General features: G+C 55.9%; 18 protein-coding genes. All 18 read right to left on the bottom strand.

The annotated features are described in order from the left end of the window. Positions 1-25 precede the first annotated feature (25 nt). The 18 genes from H8K03_16920 to asnB all read right to left on the bottom strand — a co-directional run bounded on the left by H8K03_16920 (position 26) and on the right by asnB (position 20,483). The gene (locus H8K03_16920) at positions 26-949 is read right to left on the bottom strand and encodes a class I fructose-bisphosphate aldolase (protein ID UVT19455.1); all 924 of its coding nucleotides are present in this window, start codon (positions 947-949) and stop codon (positions 26-28) included. Between the two features lie 42 nt (positions 950-991). Beyond that, positions 992-1,996: a class 1 fructose-bisphosphatase gene (fbp, locus tag H8K03_16915; GenBank protein UVT19454.1), complete on the bottom strand. Its 1,005-nt coding sequence runs from the start codon at positions 1,994-1,996 to the stop codon at positions 992-994. Between the two features lie 48 nt (positions 1,997-2,044). After that, complete coding sequence (locus H8K03_16910; protein ID UVT19453.1) at positions 2,045-2,800, bottom strand: DUF3108 domain-containing protein; 756 nt, start codon at positions 2,798-2,800, stop codon at positions 2,045-2,047. 59 nt (positions 2,801-2,859) lie between these two features. Continuing rightward, positions 2,860-4,260 (bottom strand): phosphomannomutase/phosphoglucomutase, encoded by a 1,401-nt coding sequence (locus H8K03_16905; protein ID UVT19452.1) that lies wholly within the window; start codon positions 4,258-4,260, stop codon positions 2,860-2,862. Between the two features lie 74 nt (positions 4,261-4,334). Next, positions 4,335-5,786: a mannose-1-phosphate guanylyltransferase/mannose-6-phosphate isomerase gene (locus tag H8K03_16900; protein ID UVT19451.1), complete on the bottom strand. Its 1,452-nt coding sequence runs from the start codon at positions 5,784-5,786 to the stop codon at positions 4,335-4,337. Positions 5,787-5,794: 8 nt separating this feature from the next. Then, positions 5,795-6,277, bottom strand: coding sequence for an HAD-IIIA family hydrolase (locus H8K03_16895; protein UVT22526.1), 483 nt, complete (start codon positions 6,275-6,277; stop codon positions 5,795-5,797). A 156-nt stretch (positions 6,278-6,433) separates the two neighbouring features. Then, a complete protein-coding gene (rfbD, locus tag H8K03_16890; protein ID UVT19450.1) occupies positions 6,434-7,285 on the bottom strand; it encodes a dTDP-4-dehydrorhamnose reductase in 852 nt (283 codons plus the stop codon). Positions 7,286-7,370: 85 nt separating this feature from the next. Next, positions 7,371-8,387: a dTDP-glucose 4,6-dehydratase gene (gene rfbB, locus H8K03_16885; GenBank protein ID UVT19449.1), complete on the bottom strand. Its 1,017-nt coding sequence runs from the start codon at positions 8,385-8,387 to the stop codon at positions 7,371-7,373. After that, on the bottom strand, positions 8,388-9,128 hold the full coding sequence (locus H8K03_16880; protein UVT19448.1) for an NTP transferase domain-containing protein: 741 nt from the start codon (positions 9,126-9,128) through the stop codon (positions 8,388-8,390). Between the two features lie 111 nt (positions 9,129-9,239). Then, positions 9,240-11,135, bottom strand: a complete 1,896-nt coding sequence (locus H8K03_16875; GenBank protein ID UVT19447.1) for a polysaccharide biosynthesis protein — start codon at positions 11,133-11,135, stop codon at positions 9,240-9,242. Continuing rightward, on the bottom strand, positions 11,132-12,244 hold the full coding sequence (locus H8K03_16870; protein ID UVT19446.1) for a glycosyltransferase family 9 protein: 1,113 nt from the start codon (positions 12,242-12,244) through the stop codon (positions 11,132-11,134). The genes H8K03_16875 and H8K03_16870 overlap by 4 nt, the downstream gene beginning before the upstream one ends. A 24-nt stretch (positions 12,245-12,268) precedes the next feature. Then, on the bottom strand, positions 12,269-13,084 hold the full coding sequence (locus H8K03_16865) for a glycosyltransferase family 2 protein (GenBank protein UVT19445.1): 816 nt from the start codon (positions 13,082-13,084) through the stop codon (positions 12,269-12,271). Continuing rightward, on the bottom strand, positions 13,081-13,881 hold the full coding sequence (locus H8K03_16860) for a glycosyltransferase family 2 protein (GenBank protein ID UVT19444.1): 801 nt from the start codon (positions 13,879-13,881) through the stop codon (positions 13,081-13,083). The genes H8K03_16865 and H8K03_16860 overlap by 4 nt, the downstream gene beginning before the upstream one ends. Then, positions 13,878-15,113: an O-antigen ligase family protein gene (locus H8K03_16855; GenBank protein ID UVT19443.1), complete on the bottom strand. Its 1,236-nt coding sequence runs from the start codon at positions 15,111-15,113 to the stop codon at positions 13,878-13,880. The genes H8K03_16860 and H8K03_16855 overlap by 4 nt, the downstream gene beginning before the upstream one ends. Before the next feature lie 81 nt (positions 15,114-15,194). Further along, positions 15,195-16,220, bottom strand: a complete 1,026-nt coding sequence (locus H8K03_16850; GenBank protein UVT19442.1) for a glycosyltransferase family 4 protein — start codon at positions 16,218-16,220, stop codon at positions 15,195-15,197. Positions 16,221-16,397: 177 nt separating this feature from the next. Then, positions 16,398-17,393 (bottom strand): NAD-dependent epimerase/dehydratase family protein, encoded by a 996-nt coding sequence (locus H8K03_16845; GenBank protein UVT19441.1) that lies wholly within the window; start codon positions 17,391-17,393, stop codon positions 16,398-16,400. After that, positions 17,390-18,553 (bottom strand): glycosyltransferase family 4 protein, encoded by a 1,164-nt coding sequence (locus tag H8K03_16840; protein ID UVT19440.1) that lies wholly within the window; start codon positions 18,551-18,553, stop codon positions 17,390-17,392. The genes H8K03_16845 and H8K03_16840 overlap by 4 nt, the downstream gene beginning before the upstream one ends. After that, the gene (asnB, locus tag H8K03_16835) at positions 18,516-20,483 is read right to left on the bottom strand and encodes an asparagine synthase (glutamine-hydrolyzing) (GenBank protein UVT19439.1); all 1,968 of its coding nucleotides are present in this window, start codon (positions 20,481-20,483) and stop codon (positions 18,516-18,518) included. The genes H8K03_16840 and asnB overlap by 38 nt, the downstream gene beginning before the upstream one ends. Between the last annotated feature and the right edge of the window lie 77 nt (positions 20,484-20,560).

Here is a 20,560-nt window from a genome sequence, read left to right as displayed (position 1 = left end):
GCTCTTCTTTGGGCTGGATCAGTGCTTATTGAATCTGGCCGGCATAGATTCCCATGATGGTCTGGAGAAACTTGATCGCTTCCGCCTTCGGGCGTTGGAATGAATTCCGGCCGATGATGCTCCCGAATCCGCCTCCATCGCGAATCGCCCGCGCTTCATCAAAGACGTTTTTATCCTCGCTTTTCGCCCCGCCGGAAAAGATTACAATCCGCCGGCCATCGAAGGAACTCTGCACCACATGTTTGACTCGTTCCGCCAGCGTCTTGATCGGAATCTGTTCGGCCTCGTACACCTTTTTAGCCGCAGACTGTTCGAGGTGCGCGGTCGGAAGCTTGACCTTGATCACGTGCGCTCCGAGTTGCGCCGCAATTTGCGCCGCGTAGGCCACCACATCCATGGCTGTTTCACCCTCTTTGCTCAACGCGGACCCGCGCGGATACGACCAGACCACAACGGCCAGGCCGCTCTCCTTGGCTTCCTCGGCAATGGCCCGCAATTGCTCATACATGGCGTTGCAGTGAGCCGACCCGGGATAGATCGTAAACCCCACAGCAGAACACCCCAAACGAAGCGCATCCTTTACACTGCCGGTGACCGACGGCAACGGATCCTTCTCGTCATGCAGCACATCGTGATTGTTCAACTTGAGGATGAGGGGAATCTGCCCCGCGAATTGATTGGCTGCGGCCTCGAGAAAACCTAACGGTGCGGCATAGGCATTACACCCCGCATCGATCGCCAGCTGAAAATGATAGTGCGGATCATAGCCGGGCGGGTTCGGCGCGAAGCTCCGCGCCGGACCGTGCTCGAATCCTTGATCAACCGGCAGGATCACCAATTTGCCGCTTCCGGCTAATTTGCCGGATCGAAGCAAGCGGGCGATATTGGTTTTTGTGCCGACGTTATCGCTGCCATACCAACTCAGAATTTCTTGAACTCGATCTCCCATGATTTCCTCCCGCCAACATCACAGTAACACATACATGAGTAATTAGGCTCGCCCCTGAATGTACGCTTCCGCCTGCTCGACATCGTAACGGCTGCCGATGATCAGCGGCACGCGTTGGTGGAGCTTCTTGGGTTCTACTTCCAGTATTCTCGACGTTCCCGTCGAAGCTGTTCCACCGGCCTGTTCGACGACAAACGCCAACGGATTCGCCTCATACAGAAGCCGGAGTTTCCCTTCCGGTTTATCGACTTCGCCCGGATAGAGATAGATTCCTCCTCCGAGCAACAAGCGGTGTACATCGGCCACCAAGCAGCCCGAATACCGGGCGCTGTAGGGACGACCGGTCGCCTTATCGCTGACCTTGAGGAAATCCAGATACTTTTTCGTTCCTTCCGACCACTTGTTATAGTTCCCCTCGTTGGCAGCGTAGACCTTGCCTTTATTGGGAATACTGATCCGCGCATGGGACAACAGATACTCTCCAATCCCCGGTTCAAGCGTAAATCCGTATACACCTTGTCCGACCGTATAGACCAACATGGTGCTCGACCCGTACAGCAGATACCCGGCCGCGACTTGTTCGGTCCCTCGGCGCAGCAATTCCTCTTCAGCGGGCAAATGATCTGACCGTCCGTACTTGAGCACGGAAAAAATAGCGCCGAGCGGCATATTGTTGTCCGTATTGGAGGAGCCGTCGAGTGGATCGAAGAGCAGCATGTATTTGCCCTGCGGCCAATTGCCCGGCAGCGAGATCGGCTTTTCCATTTCCTCCGAAGCCAGAGCACAAACATATCCGCTATGCTGGAAGACTTTGACGAAGTCGTCATTGGCGATGGCGTCCAGCTTCTTGACCACTTCTCCCTGTACGTTCGTGTCGCCCGTCGTTCCAAGAATGTTGATCAGGCCGGCTCGCCTGAGATCTTGCGCAATGAGCTTGCCGACGAGACCGATCCGGGTCAACAGGCTGGAGAATTCCTCCGTCGCGCCTTGGTGCGACTCCTGATTTTGAATTATAAACCGGCTTAAAGTAAGGGGAAATTCTCTCATGATGCCGCTCAGTATAGCGAGTTTGACCCGCGCGAACAACAACCGATATCAGCTTTGCGAAACCGGTTTCCCATCCACCAGATCCGCCACGATTGATCCCAGTGTGACCTTCGCTTTCATGCGGAGCGGAGTCCTGTGCTCATCAGTCGTGACCCAAACACGGATGTTCCCCTGATTCATGAAGAGGCCATGGAACGGCATGATGACCAGCACCCGCACAGTCTCCGCCTTGCCCCACGACCCTTCAATAGTCTCAAGCCCTTCTACGCGCACCTCGACCGGTCGATTCTTCTTGTCATGATACACGTTCATTTTCAGTGAGGCCCCCGGCGTCGGCGGCAACACCGTACGCGTATAGTACAAGCAGGAAATGATATCTTGAGTGCCGGCCGGAATAGGCAATGACTCCGTGGTGCCTCCTCTGACTGCCGTGACCATCCCTTCTTTTTGATGGAATCTGTACTCGATATCCTCTTTCTTTTTTCCTTCGCGTCGGCGGAACGTCATATGTTCCGGTACGAGCGCCTCCAGGTCCAGTTCCGACTCGACACGATTATCGACGGGGAAAAACTTCGTGAGGAGCGGAGTCGATTGCGCTGTGCCCACCAACTTGGCGACCGTTTGCTCCTTCGTTCCTTCCATCCGCGCTACTTCCATCACGGCGATCGCCGCAGTAATGTTGAGCCAGGACACCTGATAGGTCAGCCGTTCTCCGACCTGAAACGGGCGATTTGCTTTACCCGGAGATTCAGCTTCTGTGGAGCCGGCCGGGAATAAAAGGGCCGACACAGCAGCTGCGATCATGGCAGAACGCCAGAGATGGGTCACACCACGATTCCAAACCGTCCGACCTCGGGCACCTGCTAGCACCCGAGCGCTCGTCTCGCTTCTGCGAGTTCGTCTTCGATGAGCGCTCGAATGACATCGAGCTGGGCGGAAGATATCGCTTCAAATCTCAGCACTAAGGCCGGTTGGGTGTTGGAAGCCCTGATGAGCCCCCATCCATCGTCGAATTTCGCACGGACGCCGTCGATCGTGATGAGGCCCTGAAGGACAAGCTTGTTGGGCCCGAGGCTTTGCTTGGTCCTCAGGTATTCCTCAAATTTCATGCGAATCTGTTCAACGACATCGAACTTGACGGCATCGGGAAGATCTACTCGTATTTCAGGAGTGACCACCGACTGGGGAAGATCAGAGATGAGGGTCGAAAGCGGCCGTTGCGCTTTGGCCAAGATTTCAATCAGCCGGCAAGATGCATACACCGCATCGTCATACCCGAAATACCGATCCGCAAAAAACATATGCCCGGACATTTCACCGGCCAATACCGCAGATTCCTCTTTCATCTTGGCTTTGATCAACGAATGCCCCGTCTTCCACATGATCGGACGTCCGCCCTGTTTGGCAATATCATCATACAGACTTTGAGAGGCCTTCACTTCCGAGATGACCGTGCTGCCGGGTTTCACGGCCAAGATGTCGCGGGAGTAGAGGACCAAGAGGCGATCACCCCACAAAACATTGCCCTGCTCGTCAATGGCCCCGATGCGATCCGCATCCCCGTCATAACCGATTCCCACATCAGCCTGGTAATTCTTTACTGCCTGCATCAAGTCGGAGAGGTTTTCCAGCACCGTAGGGTCCGGGTGGTGATTGGGGAAAGATCCATCCAGATCACAATACAATCCTGTCACCTTACACCCCAACAACTCGAGGGCTTGCTTGGCCACGAGCGAGGCCGCGCCGTTCCCGCTATCGATCACGACATGTAGGCGATGTGCCCTGACATGCGAAAAGCTCTTCTTGAGGTGCGCCAGGTAGTCAGGAATAATCGGGTGCTCGGAAAGACGACCTTCTCCCGATATGAAGGTGCCTTGTTCCATCACTCGCCGAAGTTCCTGAATTTCCTCTCCATGGATGGCTGTCTTGCCGATACAGACCTTAAACCCGTTATATTCTGCTGCGTTGTGGCTCCCCGTAATCATGATGCCGCCGCCGACCGGCAGCGTGAACAAGGAAAAGTAGACCAGCGGAGACGTACAAATTCCGATGTCGATCACGTCGAGCCCTCCGGCAAGCAGACCCTTGAGCAATGCCTTGTGGAGGGCTGGAGAGCTTAATCGACCGTCACGCCCAAGACTGATCGTCTTCACTCCACGCACGCTGACATATGTGGAATAGGCTCGACCGAACCGTTCGGCCACCTCCTCGGTCAGTTCCCTGCCGACAATTCCGCGGAGATCATATTCCCGAAACAACCCCACGATCCCTCCTTAGTAAACTCCTCAGCCGAACCCATACTTGGCGCGTTGCTGGGACCCGCCGTCTATTCCTTGCGTCAATTCGTCGCTACTCGGCCGTAATCATCCTTGAACCGCACAATATCATCTTCACCGAGGTAGGGTCCGTTCTGCACTTCGATAATGTGGACGGTCTCCTGTCCCGGATTCTCTAAACGATGTTTGGTGTTGACCGGAATGGCCGTACTTTCTCCAACCCTTAAATCGAACACTTCTTGGTCTCTTGTCACGCGCGCGGTGCCCGCGATCACGACCCAATGTTCGCTACGCTTGTGATGCAACTGAAGCGAGAGCCGTCCACCGGGGTTGACCGTCACACGTTTCACTTTGAACCCCGGACCTTCTTCCAGGATCGTGTACGAACCCCATGGCCGCTGAACCGTCAGGTGTTCCATATGTTCGGGTGCCTGCTGCTGCTTGAGCACATCGACGATCTTCTTCACGTCCTGCGCTCTTGACTTTGGACACACTAATGTCGCATCAGGGGTATCCACCACCACCATGTCTTGTAATCCGATCGTCGCGACAACACGCCGGTCCGCGTAGACAATCGAATGAGTGCTCTCAAGGTCGATCACTCGTCCGGTCAGGACGTTGCCGGCCTTATTCCTTTCCGCCACTTCGTCCAAACTACCCCAACTCCCGACATCCGACCACTTGAAGGTCACCGGCACCACGGCCGCCTTCGACGACCGTTCCATCACACCCGTGTCGATAGAGACGGGCGTGATTTGACGATACACGTCGTCTATCGACTGTTTAGGAACGCCGTCCTTCTTGAGTCTCCGGATCCGCTCCATTGAGACCGCAATCGCAGGCTGATGAAGGGCAATCTCCTCCAAGATCGTTGCAGCACGCCAGACAAACATACCGCTGTTCCAAAAATAGTGACCTGCCTTGAGGTATTGGGCTGCCTTGGTCGCATTGGGCTTCTCCACGAACCTTTGAACAGGATGTCCCTTCAGTTTTCCCTGTTTGCCGAGCAGTACTTTGCCGTTCGGTTTGATATAGCCGTACCCGGTTTCCGGCCGAATCGGCTTGATCCCAAATGTGACCAGATAACCTTCCGCTGCCAATTGGGAAGCCAATTGAACCGCCGCCTCAAAATCCCGCTGCCCTGTTACCACATGATCGGCAGGAACGACCAACATGAGTCCATCAGGATCTCGGGCCAGCACCTCAAGCGCCGCCAATGCAATTGCGGGCGCCGTGTTCCGTCCTTCCGGTTCCAGAAGGAATCCATCGGTCAGTTCGTCCTTCCAGTCGGCCAATTGGCCACGGATGAGGTCAGCCTGCGCCGCATTCGTCGAGATCAGCACGTGAGCTGCCGGCGCACAGCCTGAGACGCGTCGCATCGTTTGTTGAATCAACGTATGCTCTCCGCCGATCCGCAAGAGCTGTTTCGGGAACAGATGGCGACTCAACGGCCAAAACCTGGTACCACTGCCCCCTGCCATGATCACTGGATACAGATTGGATGTACGCGCCATAACTTCCCTCAACGATCCCGTCTTGTGATGTTCGTCTCGCTACGAGATTGAAGAATCATTTCCGCAAGCTCTCGAACCGCCCCCTCTCCGCCCTTCTTCCGGCAGATATAGTGGACGATCTCCAACACTTGTGGAAGCCCATCCGCGGGAGCCGCTGACAACCCCACGGCTTTCAACGCCTCGATGTCGTTCACGTCATCGCCGATATACGCGACTTGCCGGAGTGAAATGCCATGCCGTGTCGCCATGTCTCGGATCACCGACAATTTGTCCATCACCCCCTGATGAAGCTCGGGGATGGCGAGTTTTTCAGCACGCCTGGCCACCAACCTGGTTCGTTCCTGCGTGACGATCGCTGTAATGAGTCCGGCCTTCTGCAGCAGTTTGATCCCCATTCCGTCACGGGTATTGAACTTTTTCCATTCATCACCCGACTCAGAATAATACATGCCGGCATCGGTCAGCACTCCGTCCACATCGGTTGCCAGCAATCGGATATTCCGCAGGAGACTTCTCGCGGGCTTGTGCCGAGGTTTGAGTTTCACGAGCGTTTCACAAGAAGAAGTTGCCTCTCCGGCAGCAATCGATCGCTATCTTAGCGAGTCTCTCGGCCATTGCAAAGGATTTTGGCCGGGATGAACTCTTGCTTATTGAGGGTCGGTTAGAGGGACCTGCGTGTCTTTGGCAAATCGGGTCAATGCCTGGCGCCATTCGGGTAACGCGAAACCCAATGACTCCAGCCGGTCCGCACTCAGCACAGAATAGGGCGGCCGCTTTGCGAGGCGACCTGCCTGCTGGGTCGTGATCGGCAGGACAGAACAGGGGAGTTCCATTTGGCGGACGATAGCCCGCGCAAACTCATACCACGTGCACTGTCCACGATTGGTCGCGTGGACGACTCCCTGCACATCCTGACCGATAAGCGACGCAAGGACGGAGGCCAGGTCTTCGGCATATGTGGGACATCCGTACTGATCATTCACGACCTTCAAGACCGACTCACTTTGCGCGGCGCGCATGATCGACCTCACAAAATTCTTACCGACGGCCCCATAGAGCCACGCCGTCCGGATGATAAGCGCGTCGGCTCCCGATGTCAGAACAACTTGTTCCCCCTTCCATTTTGACAGTCCATATTGATTGATCGGGCGAGGGCTATCGTACTCACCATATGGTCTTTGCTGCTCGCCGTCGAACACATAGTCGGTGGAAATGTAGATCAGGCGGGCTCCAAGCCGAACGGCGGCCTTCGCAACCTGTTCCGTTCCCCTCGCGTTCACCGCCATCGCGAGGTCGGGTTCCCGCTCGGCCCCATCCACATCTGTGTACGCCCCCGCATGAATAATCAAATCCGGCGAGGCTTCAACGATTTCGTCATGAACCGTCAGCTGCGTGAGATCGAAGTCCGGCAAATCTTTGGAGATGACTGTTTCGGATCCGAGGGCCCTGCGGAGCACGGTACCCAGTTGCCCATTAGCCCCGGTGAGGAGAATTCGCATGTTGGCAATCGACTGGCTTGAAACTGCGATTCAGGTGGAGTCTCGGACCGGTGTGACCGTCGGCTCTTCAACAGGACTCGTCGTTCTAACTCACTTGTTGCAACCGTTTGCCGTACATCTGCTCATAGTACTTCCGGAACTCTCCGGATTTGATGGGACGCCACCAGGATTCATGCTCTTGATACCAACGAACCGTCGCGCGCAACCCTTCTTCGAACGGTACGGCAGGACACCATCCCAGCTGCCGCAGTTTCCCGCAATCAACGGCATAACGGCGGTCGTGACCGGGCCGGTCCGTCACAAAGCGGAGCAAGCTCTTCGGCTTGCCCAGACAGGAGAGAATCTCCTCGGCAACCACGATATTTTCACGCTCGTTCCCCCCACCGATATTGTAGACGGCTCCCGGTTCTCCATCAAAAAAGACCCGTTCGATCGCGGCACAATGATCTTCGACGGCAAGCCAATCTCGGCAATATCTTCCGTCGCCGTACAACGGCAACAGCTGATCATCGATGGCGTTCGTCACGAAGAGAGGAATAAATTTTTCCGGATACTGATTGGAACCGTAGGTGTTGCTGCCTCTTGTCACGACCACGGGAAATCCATAGGTCGTCCCATAGCTCAGCGTAAGAAGATCCCCCCCAGCTTTGCTGGCTGAATAGGGGCTACGCGGCGCCAACCGATCGGCTTCGGTCGACAGGCCGGATTCGACGTTGCCGTAGACCTCGTCGGTACTCACTTGTAGAAAGCGTGCAACCCCGGCATGGCGCCCTTCTTCAAGTAACACGCCCGTACCCACCACGTCAGTGCGCGCAAAGCTACCCGGGTCAAGAATTGAACGATCGACATGCGTCTCCGCAGCGCAATTGATGATACCTTCGATTCGATATTTGCGAATCACGGATGAAACCAGTTGCGCATCGCAAATATCGCCCTGGACAAAGACATACCCCGGATGCCGGCTGACCGCGTCCAGGTTCGTCAAGTTCCCCGAATAGCGGAGGGCATCGAGATTGACGATCTGATGCTGCGACGACACCAGCAGACGTCGAACCAGATGAGAGCCGATAAACCCGGCGCCGCCGGTAACAAGGATGCGCATCTACGATTCCACTTGAAGGTTGTTTGCGCCGGTTTGGCCGACGAGCTGATTGGCCAGGTATAATGACTCGATGGTGCCAGCATCCGTCCACCATCCCTGAAGCAGATCCCATGTCAGCGTCCCGGCCTTGATATACGCGTTGTTGACGTCGGTAATTTCCAGCTCTCCTCTTGCGGAAGGCTTCAGCTCCCGGATGAACTGGAAGACGTGCGGATCATAAAAGTAAATGCCGGTTACGGCATAGGGCGACCGTGGCTCGAGCGGCTTTTCCTCGATTCTTACGACACGTTCTCCCTCCAAAACCGGCACGCCGAACCGTTGCGGATCTTTCACTTCTTTGAGAAGAATCTTCGCTCCCTTTCGTTGACTGCGAAAGCGGTCCGCCGCCATGGCGATGTTTCCTTGAATAATGTTGTCCCCCAACACGACGCAGATCGGTTCACCATCGGCAAAGTGCTCCGCCAACCGAAGGGCGTCGGCAATGCCTCCCTCGCCTTCCTGATACGTATAATTGAGATGTTTGAGGCCAAACTCTCTGCCATCCCCGAGCAGTTTTAGGAAATCGCCGGCGCTATTCCCGCCGGTAACCAACATGATTTCCGTCACACCCGCATTGACCAGCGTCTGAATCGGATAATAGATCATCGGCCGGTTATAAACCGGCAGCAGATGCTTGTTCGTGACCTTCGTGAGGGGCAATAATCTACTGCCGAGTCCTCCCGCCAGCACGACACCTTTCACTGCCTCACCCCCTATTTCGGTCGAACACTTTCCGTTCTTATCGGTTGGCATCGGTTAAAACTGTAGCGGGTGTGATGGACACCAAGGAAGCATCGTGCCGACACGAAAATACTACCAGACCCCTGGCGAGAGGCTCGGATGGAAACTCGGAACCAGCCGCTTGAGGTCTCGGAGCAGCGCCTCTTCCTCGTATTTCGGAAGATTGGCCTGCAGTGACTCCAACCATTCGCTCAGTTCGCCGACTGGGACAGGGGCTCCTGCGGCTCGATGGATCTTCGGATGGGAGGTCGGCTCAACCAGTTCACGTTCCTCGAAGAGTTCTTCGTACAACTTTTCTCCAGGCCGGAGACCGGTAAAAATGATGTCGATATCCTTGCCAGGAACCAGGCCGGCCAACACAATCATGTTTCTCGCGAGATCGGCAACTCGGATTTGCTCACCCATATCCAGGACAAATACCTCTCCTCCCCGTCCCATCACACTCGCTTGCAGCACCAATTGCACCGCTTCTGGAATCGTCATAAAAAACCGCTTGATCTCCGGATGGGTCACCGTCACCGGTCCACCTTTACGAATCTGCTCGGTGAAGAGAGGTACCACGCTTCCATTGCTGCCTAGCACATTGCCGAACCGCACGACGGTGAACTTCGTAAGGCCGGTATGGTTCAAATCCTGAAGCAAATGCTCAGCAATTCTCTTGGTGACTCCCATGATGCTCGATGGGTTGACCGCCTTGTCGGTGGAAATGAGAACGAAGCGCTCGACGCCTGATTTCATGGCGGCTTCGGCAACCACACGGGTTCCTAAGATATTGTTGCGAATCGCTTCCTTCGGATTCAGTTCCATGAGCGGAACATGTTTGTGTGCCGCTGCATGGAACACAATATCGGGACCGGTCTGGCGGAACACTTCCGACACACGGTCGGGCACCGTCACGTCCCCTATGCGGGGGAGTATCTGCGCTTCCGGAAAGGCCGCTCTCAATTCCAGCAAGAGCGCATGAAGGGCATTTTCATACCGCTCAAACAGCACCAAGGTTTTGGGCTTGTACTGCGAAATCTGCCGGCATAACTCGGACCCAATCGAACCTCCCGCTCCGGTGACCAGCAATGTCTTACCGGTGATGAGCGGGTGCAAGTCCTGGCAATCAGTCTGGATCGGCTCACGTTGAAGCAAATCGTCCAGACTCATCGGCCGTACTTGTTGCAACGAGACGGGATCACCCAATAATTGTTTGAGATTGGGTAGGGTCTTGATCGGGACCGTGCACCCTTCTGAAGCCGCCAGAATTTTTTGCTTCACCGTGGTTGTCGCGGATGGGATGGCGACGATGATCTCCTGAACTTCCAGCCGATCCGCCGCATGTCTAGTATCGCCGATCGTACCCACGACCGGTATTCCATGGATCGACATCTTGCGTTTGATGGGATCATCATCCACAAACCCAACCGGCCGGCTGTTATAGTTGGCATCGGAAAGCATGTCTCTAACCAACAACTCGCCTGCATTTCCAGCGCCGACGATCAGCACTCGACGGGCAGTCGGATCGGCGATCCGGATCCATTCCCTGAATCCCCGCACCGCCAATCGTATGCCCGACAAATATAGTCCGTTCAACAGGCCGGTCAGGACGATGACGGAGCGAGGATACTGGGTAATCCCGCCGATGAGATGGATGACTCCGTAAAAAGCCGCCGCGCCGGTCAGGGAAGCCAGCAGGATTTTTCCTAAGTCGTAAATGCCGACATATCTCCAAAGTCCCCGCTGAATCCCAAACATCCATAAGCCGGAACCGAATATCAGCAGCACGGCGGGAACGTGATCCCACATCATCTGCTGATACTCGGGAGGAAGGTCGGCATCGAATCGCAGTGCAAACGCGGTCAGGTTTGCCAAGAAAATCAGAACCAACTGTGCGCCGATGAGGAGAAATGACCGATAAAGCAGGACCACGTTCCCGTATCGTCCGGCAATGGAGTGATATAGCTTGGCAGCAGACTGTTTCATGCGTACCCCGTGGTCGGAACGAGGAGCGCCCGCTCTCCAAGGATGGATTCGATGGCCTGAATGGCACGCTGCACGGATAGCTGCTGGAGGCAATCACTCAAACTGTTGATGTGACGGTCGCACCCTTCAGCAAAGCAAGGCACACACTCCCCTTCTCCCTGGAGCAGAAACACATTTCCCTGCCGCTGCGAACCTTGCCTGACCCACGGACTTTGCGTCGTGGGAGAGAAGTCCTTCGGCCACGGACCCCACTTCACCGGATTTGACGGCCCAAAGAGCACGACGGTAGGCACCCCGACAGCGGCCGCCATATGACTCACCGCCGTATCAGTTCCGATATACACAGCCGCGCGGCTTAAGAGACACCCAAGGGCCGGCAGCGTCACTCGGCCGACCAGATTCACGGCACCCGGCAAGCCCTGGATGACTTGTTCGCAGTACGCCTCTTGGCCTGACTCCATACCTGTGACAACTACCCCCATCCCACGGTCAATCAACCACTGCCCAAGCGCCACCCACCCAGCCACCGTCCAAGTCTTGTAGGCAAACTTCGGCGATATATGTAACACGGCATATCGTCGGGCATCCCGCATCTGAGGAAACATGCGCTGAACTGAGTTTTCATCGTCTTGAGTCCACGTCACAATAGGAGTTCCAAGCGGCTTGATTTTCAAGGATTCGAGCAACCGCAGATTCATGACGATCGTATGAGTCTGCAGGTTGTCAAAGGGAACCCATTCGTGAAGTAGGCGTTGTTTCCACCGTGATTTGTTGTCCGGCAAGAGAGTCCCAATACGATATCGACCGGCCACCCAAGCGTGAAAGGTGGGACGGTCTCCCGCCAGAACAGAAAGCGCGACATCATAGCGTCGCCACATCGCGCGCAGTAATTTCAGATGTTTCGCAATCGTCGGGCGCTCGGGAATCGTCCAGATCCGCCGGATATCCTCATTTGCCGACACGATATCTTCGGTCCCTTCGAACACCAGCATATCGATCATCAGATGCGGCAACGCGGTCTTGAGGGAGCGTACGACGGGTGTCGCTAAGAGCACGTCGCCGATTCGACGCGTACAGACGACCAATGCGCTTCGCATTTCCCGATTCATCGAGCACCTAGGTATCGTATCGCATCAGAGGCCACCGTGCCGATCAAGTCCTATGGCGGCACGCACCGCCGTCGATTGCAACAGCTCATCCAAACGCTTCTGATTGGTCGGAAGTCTCATGCGATCCTGCTCAGGGTGCCACAAATGGAAGACTGTCGCGGCAAACCGTGCGTTCTTGTGCTTCACGCCGGCGTGGAGAAGCCGAATGATCAGATCAGAATCTTCCAGCCCCCATCCCTCGTAGGACTCGTCAAGTCCATTCACACGGATCAAGTCTGCGCGCCACACGGAGAGATTGCACGTCTTGATGCCTTTCCAACGACCCGGCGACCATTTTCGGAACCCGCCATCAGGTAATGTCATCAACGGAAGTACGCGATTGATTTCCCTTCGTGACCAGGAAAGGACCCACTCGATTCCGCCCCATGCGTGAATTAGAAGCCGCTCATGCACAACACGGTTCGTCAACTCGGCGGCAAGTAACACACGATTCGACCCGAGAAAGTAACCAGGTTCGGCAAGTCGCTTGTGAGCACACACGAAATGCCGGGAGGGAACACAGTCTCCATCCGTAAAAATAATGTAGTCGGCGCTCGTCGATGCGACGGCTCGGTTGCGAATCGCTGCGGCGCGAAATCCTCGATCCTCCTGCCAGATATGCGTCAGCGAGAACGGTGCGCGCCGCGCAAACTGCCGGACGACCTCCGCCGTCTCTTCTTTCGAACCGTCATCCGCAACGACCAGTCCAAAATCGTGATCGCTTTGGCCGCAATACCCTTCCAACACAGCCGCCAGCGCATCAGGACGATTGTACGTCGTAACGATTACCGCTGTTTTCATTTCGGAGGGGCGTGACCGGTGCGCCGAAGCGGCATCTGTTTGGGAAGCGGCCACATCTCCTGCTGCTCGAATCGCTTGGCATATCGATAAAATGTTCCCTCAAAATTTCCGAAGGCGATGACGAAGCCGGGCCAGCCGTCCAGAAACCCACGTTTAACCACGTAATGTTTGAGAAATGACCAGAGGCCGTGAAACAGAGCCGCCCCCATCGACACCCGTTGATCGGCAAGCTTCAACGCTCCAAGCGACGAGTAGCGGTTGGCCTTCTTGACGACCTCTTCGAAGTCGCCGAACGGGATCTGCCAAATCGCATGCGTCAGCCGTCCGACCGGCTTGGTGGTCAAGAGTTCGTATCCTTCGTGGACCGGAGATTCCGCATACTTCATAGCCCCTTTCCTGAACAACTGCGGCTGGCGGAAATTCGGATACCAGCCGGAATGCGTAATCCAACGTCCCATGAAGTAATTCCGTCGCGGCACCAGATAGGCATCGTGTGCAGGAGTCTCCGCAAGGACCGCGAGAATCTCGTCCCGAACGTCCGGTGTGCAGCGTTCATCCGTATCGAGGCTGAAGATCCACTCGTGCGTGCAGGCCTCGATGGCTTGATTTCGCAGATGGCCGAAACCCTGAAACGGAATCTGGACAACCCGGGCTCCCAAGTCCTGGGCAATCCGGGCCGTCTCGTCCGTACTGGCAGAATCGACCACGATGATTTCATCCGCCCATAACACGCTATTAATGGCATCGGCAATCTTCTTCGCCTCGTTGTAGGCGATGATATATGTCGAAAGACTCATGTCTTCGTATCGAGTTGCGGATCAGTCCCGGAATACATCAGCCCGGAGAACCAGCAGTAAAACAGTTTCTCCGTATGGTCGACAAGAAAAGGGTTAAAAAAACATCCGACCGCAATAGTGACCACCAGTCCTCTGGCGAGCAGCCCGTACGCCGCATCACCGGCCAGTGGTGCCGATCGCCACTGTTGTACAAACAACCAGAGTAGTAAGCCGAGTCCGACTATTCCTACTTGTGCCATGATGAAGAGGTATTGATTGTGGGGGTGGGGGGGTACTGCCATGCCGGGTTGTACCGCACGCGAGCGGTACGCTTGAACAAACCCTCCGGTCCCGACGCCTATCAGGGGGTGGTCCCGAATAATCTCGGCCGTATGATAGAAGAATTCCAATCGCCAGCCTACCGGATCGGCAGCCGCCACCTGGGGGTTCCACTGTGTGGTACCGGAGACGACGAGCTCCACCCGTTGATGGAAAGAGGACGACACCTGGTACGCCGCCGAAAATGCCAGGCATAAGCCCACGATCGCCGCGAGCATGCCTCGCCATCCGAAGTACATATGGAAGGCCATTACGGCAAGCCCGGCCAACACCACATACCCGGTTCGGCCCTGCACCATCAATAACACATTACCTGCGGCCAAGACTGCGGCGCCTCCCAACCCCCAACGCACCCACCTCTGTGAAGATTTCCAAGCCAATACGGCAAACAACAACGCACCGAAGGCCATCAGCACGTTATGCGTTGTGTGCTTTTTGAATACGCACGGGTTGAACCGATCACAATTGAGAGCCTGGCTGCCTGGAAGAAACCCCACACTTAAGGCAAGGGACAGCAGCAGCGTCACAACCAACGATGCCGTGAGCGCAAGGAGCGCGCGATTTCGCTCGTGGATGCCGACCGCCATCGAAATCAACAGAGGAATCAGCAGCAGATCGGCGTACTTCTTTACGGCCAGCACTCGCTCTTCCAGAGAACCCATTCCCCATAGAGACCCGGCCAACAACCACCCGAACAAGAGTATTGCGCTCACTGCCACTGGATTCGCCGTGATTCGACGGATTCGTTCCCGCCACTCTCCACTTGCGACCCAACACACAACCAGCAGGGCGACAAGAACGCCGTCCGCCGACACCCAGATCGGTAAGGTGAAGCCGAGTGCGGTTGTTGCCCAACCTGCCACCCGCCTCGCTTCCATCTGCAGACGGTTGATCCCCCAAGGGGATAACTCCATGCCCTCCCCCATACCCGAAACCCTCTTTGAAACGGACATAATTACTTTGTTCGGGACAACACGATGTGAAGCACGATCACGCTACACTTCGACGGTTACTTTGGCAGAATCCTGTGCCGGCACAGGGACGGGATTGCTGTCACTTATGATTTGCGGATCTCGGGCAGGATGAGAGTAGTTTCGCTTCTGCTCCAACCTATTCACCAGTTTCCCTAATACGAAAAACATGACCAGCCATGCACCAAGAATGAGCAACCGCCAATTTCCGTTTGAATGATGGTAGAGAATTGCCAATCCTCCACAGGTGAGCATGACTCCATACTCTGCGAGCACGGTCCGGCGATGGCTCCATCCGCATAGCACCAACCGTTGATAATAATGCTCTCGGTGAGCCTCCCAGATCTTTTGGCGACGGACTGCCCGCCGAATCAGGGTCACAGTCGCATCAATGATGAAGGGCGAGAAGACAATGATCGGTACCCAAAAATCGAACATCTTGACTTGCATTCCAAGTAACATCAATGTTCCCGCCAAGAAACCGACCGTGATACTCCCGGCATCACCCATGAAAATACGCGCCGGCGGGAAATTATGAGCGAGAAATCCCAGCGCACTCATCGCGACGAACGAGGCGATGATGAGCATGATCGGGAAATTGGCCTCCCACGCGAAATAGGCAAGAAAGCCGAACCCCCAAAACGTCATCCCGCCCGCAAATCCATCCATACCATCCATAAAGTTATAGAGGTTCGCCATCCACATCAGCACGAGGGCGCTCACTGGAATCGCTGCCAGTCCTAGATGGATCACCAGCACTTCAGGTATGGGAATGGATGACATCGTCAGCCCGACACCGCCGATAATGATAGAAGCAGAGACTGCTTGTACACCCAGGCGGAGACTTGCGGGGAGACCGACACAATCGTCGATGAAGGACACAATGAAGATCAGGAGCATCGAAGCCACGATCCAGACGCTTCCCGAGGCCACTCCCTTCGGGAGCACGGCTTTCGTGGGTTGTGCAATGGCAAGCATGCTTGCGGCTGCAATAAGACCGATCACCACACTGGCAACAATGGCCAACCCTCCGGTTTGCGGAGTCGGCATGGAATGCAATGTTCGCTCATTTGGGTGGGCGAGTATCGAAAGAAACGATTTGGGTGAACACAAGCTTCGCGTGATCCACCACGCCGAGAGAAAAGCCACAGCCGCTGGGAATATGACCATTATGATTTGCATGGTTCTTGTCTTATCGGGTCACACTACTCTCCATGCTCGACTTTCTCAAGATCCGGCGCCGGTTGCCCCGCGGTAGAACGCAATCAGTTCGGGAACCGCCTCTTTGAACGAGTGCGTCGCCTTGTACCCTAATTCACGTGTGATGGCTGTGGAATTGAACCACGCACAGCCGATGAGTTTTGCCAGACGTTCGGTTGTCAGGGGAGTATGCCGTCCGCTGATCCCTTTGAGCAAGTCGCCACATCGCGCCCCTCCTTTGAGCACCCAGAGTGGAACCCGCCATCGCGGGGGAGCCTTCCCCAATCCGGTTCGCAGCCAGTCGTACAGATCGGTCACACAATACGGCTCGGCGTCGGCGACGATGTATGCCGCTCGCCCGATACTCGGCGCTTGGAGGCACAGCAATACGGCCTGGACGAAGTTGCCGACATGCAAGAGGCTTCGGACCGCTGGGAGACGAGGCAAAGCAGGAAACCGTCCACGGTCAATCGCTTGGATCATTTGAAAGAGGTTGCCTTTGTTCGTCGGTCCATAAACCATGGGAAGACGGAGCGATACGGCGGTGAGATCATGTCGGGCGTCATAGTCAGAGACAAGTTGTTCGGCTTGCCATTTTGACCGGCCATAGGCTGTCTGTGGATCGGGAGTCCGTGTTTCATCAATACATCCGCTTGTCTCTTCGCCGAAGACTTTGACTGAACTCGCAAACACGATCCTCCGGACACCGGCCTCGACTGCCGCATCCAGGATGTGCTTCGTGCCTTTAATATTGACGGCTTCATAGTCTTGTTCGAACCCAGCATCATCGAGCGCATGAACCTTGGCCGCCAGATGCACAATGGCCCCACAGCCATCGGTTATCTCTCTGACTCGCTGAGAATCCCGGACGTCCGCCACGACGGTTTCGACTCCTGGCAAAAATGAGATGGATTTTGTTGCGTCGTGAAGGAGCGCCCGAACTTGATAGCCAGACCGGCACAGTTCTTTGACGACGGACGATCCGAGAAACCCTGATGCCCCTGTCACCAACACCTTGGTCATGCATACCCATTCAATTGGTCCATCGTTGAAACGGCCTTCAACTGCTCTCGGTACAAATTCAGCATCTGCCCTGCGATTTCCGGAACCGACCATTCGGCGACGGCCAGTTCCCGGCCTCGACGGCCCATTGCCTGGCGACTCCGGCCATCGGCCAAGAGTTCCTCAATCGCCAACGCCAGCGCCCCAGAATTTCTCGGCGGAACCAGAAGACCATTGTCACGGTCTCTGACGATGTCTCGGCAACCCGGCATATCCGTTGCCACAATCGCCCTGCCACAAGCTGCCGCTTCTAAGAGCACTTTGGGAAGACCTTCTCCATAATAGGAGGGCAGCACAACGAGAGTGGCAGCCCCATACACAGACACCATATCCTCACGGTGTCCCCACCATTCCACCACTCCTTCCTGTACCCATTCGGCAAGCCGTGCCTGAGAAATCGCAGCAGGATTATGTTCATCACATCGCCCAACAAGGACATATCTCGCCATGACGCCTTTGCGTTTCAAGTCGCGAGCCGCCTCAACAAACTCTCCTACTCCTTTGTCCCATAACATCCGGGCCGGAAGGAGAACGATCGGGATACCTGACGGTTCCGGTTGTACAGAATACAATTCGACGTCGATACCGGAGCCCGCAACAATCCTCGTGCGCGAGACAGGAACCACCCCTTCACTGACAAGCCGGTTCTGGTCATCGTGGTTTTGGACCAGGACGGTTGAGCGCCCCAAATGGAGCACAGCCTTCAGCGCCGTCTTCACACACCATCGTAGCAGCCGACTCCGGTCGTCGACAAAGACATACCCGAGACCGGCAAATGCATTGATCACCCCGGGAACTCGAGTGACCCACGCAGCGAGGGTTCCATAGAGAATCGGCTTCATGGCAACATGGTGAACCACAGTGGGTCTGACACGGCGATACAATCGCACCAGTTCGGCGATGGCGATCAACTCGCGAAATGGATTGTGGCTCCCACGGACCATTCCCAGCGGCATGAGTTGAAACCCTTGCTCTCTGATTCGCTCACCATGATCGGTCACGCGCGTCGCGACGACGACCTCATATCCTGCCTCTTGCGCGGCCCGCGCGAGATCGGCGCGATGAGACCAGAAATACCAGTCCTCAGTGATGAGATACAGTAGGCGCGGGCGGTCGCTCATGAGCACTCAGCCAAGATTGAAACATCAACACGTTCCAGAGCCAATATTGCCAATTGCGCCGACCTGAGAGATGCTCCCGCCATTTCGCTCGAATCGGAACCGGATCCAAGTATCCCTCACGTCGGAGCCGCGACTCATCTAACAACGCCTCGGCCCAGTCCCTCAAGCTGCTTCTGAGCCACGAGTCCAACGGCAGAGCAAAGCCCATCTTAGGCCTTTCGACGAGTTGCTTAGGCACATGGCGGTACAGAACCTGCCGGAGCAGCCATTTCCCTTCACGCTCAGTTCTGATCTTCATCGAAATCGGAAGAGTCCAGGCAAACTCCACCACCCGATGGTCGAGCAGGGGCATCCGTGTTTCGAGACTGATCGCCATCGCCGCCCGATCGACCTTGGCCAGGAGATCGTCCGTGAGATAGCCCACCAAATCGTGGAACATCATTTCTTCACTGAAGTCCTGCTTTCCCAACTGCCGCGCTTGGCCGTCGGCCCATATGTGTTCCTCTTTGGCGCCGAGAACCAAAGAGGCCGGTTCTCGATCTTGCGAAACCAAGCGCCGATACAGCTCTGTTTGGCTGTCGACATCGACGATTTCAGCAAATTTTCTGATTTTGTCGCCAAACGTCGGGATCCGCAATGATGCCGGAAGACCAGGCCGCAATATTCTGCCGAACCGGTCCCACTGGTCAGGTGACAGTACGGTTATGGCGCGAGCCACCATGGCCCGCATGGATCTTGGCAGGCGCGCGATCCGCCGCCAGATTAAACGCCCCCAGAAATACCGATTGTATCCTCCAAACAGCTCGTCACCCCCGTCCCCGGAAAGTGCCACTGTGACAGACCGCCTGGCCAACTGGGCGACAAGGTGAGTTGGAATGGCGGATGGATCGGCAAACGGCTCGTCATACATCGACGGCAAGAGCGGAATCACTGCTAACGCGTCGGCGGGACCCACGTAGAATTCGGTATGCTCGGTCCCCAAGTGTGCCGCGATAGCTTTCGCCTGAGGCGCCTCATTGTATTCGTCTTCGAGAAAACCGATCGAAAAAGTCTTGATCGGCCGGGATGACTGCGCCTGCATCAAGGCCACCACGGTCGAGGAATCGACGCCGCCCGACAGCAAGGCGCCAAGCGGCACATCGGCCAGCATCTGTCCACCGATTGCGCGACGTAACAGCCGGTACAGTTCATCCGTGGCCGTCTCATCGGTCCAATCAAACCGCCGGTCCTGTCCTGCAATCGTCACCGCAGACCAATAAGGCTTGGGCTCCGGCCAATGCTCCGCTGAATCCATGGCTGAGATCATCACATAGCTTCCCGGCAAGAGTTTCCTGATCCCGACAAAGATCGAATGTGGTAAGGGCACATAGGCATAGCGCAGAAAGCACGCCAGGGCGCCTCGATCGATTTCGCCGGTCCAGTCTGAGTGGACTTCCAAAGCCTTCAACTCCGAGGCGAACATGAACGTCCCGTTGCGCCATCCGTAGTAAAGCGGCTTCTCACCGATACGGTCACGAGCCAAGATCAAACAGCGCTCCACCCGATCCCACAGCGCTACAGCAAACATACCGACACTGGTTTGGAGAGTTTTTTCGACACCCCAGTTCTCAAAGGCCGCCAGCAGTGTTTCAGTGTCCGAATGTCCGCGCCACGGCACACTACCGAGCTGTTCGCGAAGGTCCATATGATTGTAGATTTCGCCGTTGAACACGATCACATATCGACCGGAAGTCGAATGCATCGGCTGGTGACCGGCGGCAGAGAGATCCAGGATCGACAGCCGGGCATGGCCCAGCCCAACGCCTACAGACGGATCGCTCCACACACCTGAATCGTCCGGCCCGCGATAGCGAATCGCCCCGACCATCGCAGAAACAAGAAGATTCGGTTCAGATTGTCTGCACGCTAGAACGCCGGCTATACCGCACATCTATGGCACTGACCCAACTGGGGGGCAGCCTTCCCTGACTGAGGAGAACAGCGTGAGATGGGAGTCCGCAGCACGCG

The organism is Nitrospira sp., from assembly GCA_024760545.1.
In the GTDB taxonomy this organism is placed as follows: Bacteria; Nitrospirota; Nitrospiria; order Nitrospirales; family Nitrospiraceae; genus Nitrospira_D.
This window is presented reverse-complemented; position numbering and strand designations above follow the sequence as displayed.

Bases quoted from the DNA above. Each gene is read 5' to 3' on its own strand.
- H8K03_16865 (UVT19445.1), bottom strand. From the start codon at position 13,084: ATGAAAACAGCGGTAATCGTTACGACGTACAATCGTCCTGATGCGCTG.
- H8K03_16920 (UVT19455.1), bottom strand. From the start codon at position 949: ATGGGAGATCGAGTTCAAGAAATTCTGAGTTGGTATGGCAGCGATAAC.
- H8K03_16870 (UVT19446.1), bottom strand. From the start codon at position 12,244: ATGAATCGGGAAATGCGAAGCGCATTGGTCGTCTGTACGCGTCGAATC.
- asnB (UVT19439.1), bottom strand. From the start codon at position 20,483: ATGTGCGGTATAGCCGGCGTTCTAGCGTGCAGACAATCTGAACCGAAT.
- H8K03_16845 (UVT19441.1), bottom strand. From the start codon at position 17,393: ATGACCAAGGTGTTGGTGACAGGGGCATCAGGGTTTCTCGGATCGTCC.
- H8K03_16840 (UVT19440.1), bottom strand. From the start codon at position 18,553: ATGAGCGACCGCCCGCGCCTACTGTATCTCATCACTGAGGACTGGTAT.
- H8K03_16910 (UVT19453.1), bottom strand. From the start codon at position 2,800: ATGATCGCAGCTGCTGTGTCGGCCCTTTTATTCCCGGCCGGCTCCACA.
- rfbD (UVT19450.1), bottom strand. From the start codon at position 7,285: ATGCGAATTCTCCTCACCGGGGCTAATGGGCAACTGGGTACCGTGCTC.
- H8K03_16860 (UVT19444.1), bottom strand. From the start codon at position 13,881: ATGAGTCTTTCGACATATATCATCGCCTACAACGAGGCGAAGAAGATT.
- rfbB (UVT19449.1), bottom strand. From the start codon at position 8,387: ATGCGCATCCTTGTTACCGGCGGCGCCGGGTTTATCGGCTCTCATCTG.
- H8K03_16855 (UVT19443.1), bottom strand. From the start codon at position 15,113: ATGGAGTTATCCCCTTGGGGGATCAACCGTCTGCAGATGGAAGCGAGG.
- H8K03_16900 (UVT19451.1), bottom strand. From the start codon at position 5,786: ATGGCGCGTACATCCAATCTGTATCCAGTGATCATGGCAGGGGGCAGT.
- H8K03_16875 (UVT19447.1), bottom strand. From the start codon at position 11,135: ATGAAACAGTCTGCTGCCAAGCTATATCACTCCATTGCCGGACGATAC.
- H8K03_16850 (UVT19442.1), bottom strand. From the start codon at position 16,220: ATGCCGACTCCGCAAACCGGAGGGTTGGCCATTGTTGCCAGTGTGGTG.
- fbp (UVT19454.1), bottom strand. From the start codon at position 1,996: ATGAGAGAATTTCCCCTTACTTTAAGCCGGTTTATAATTCAAAATCAG.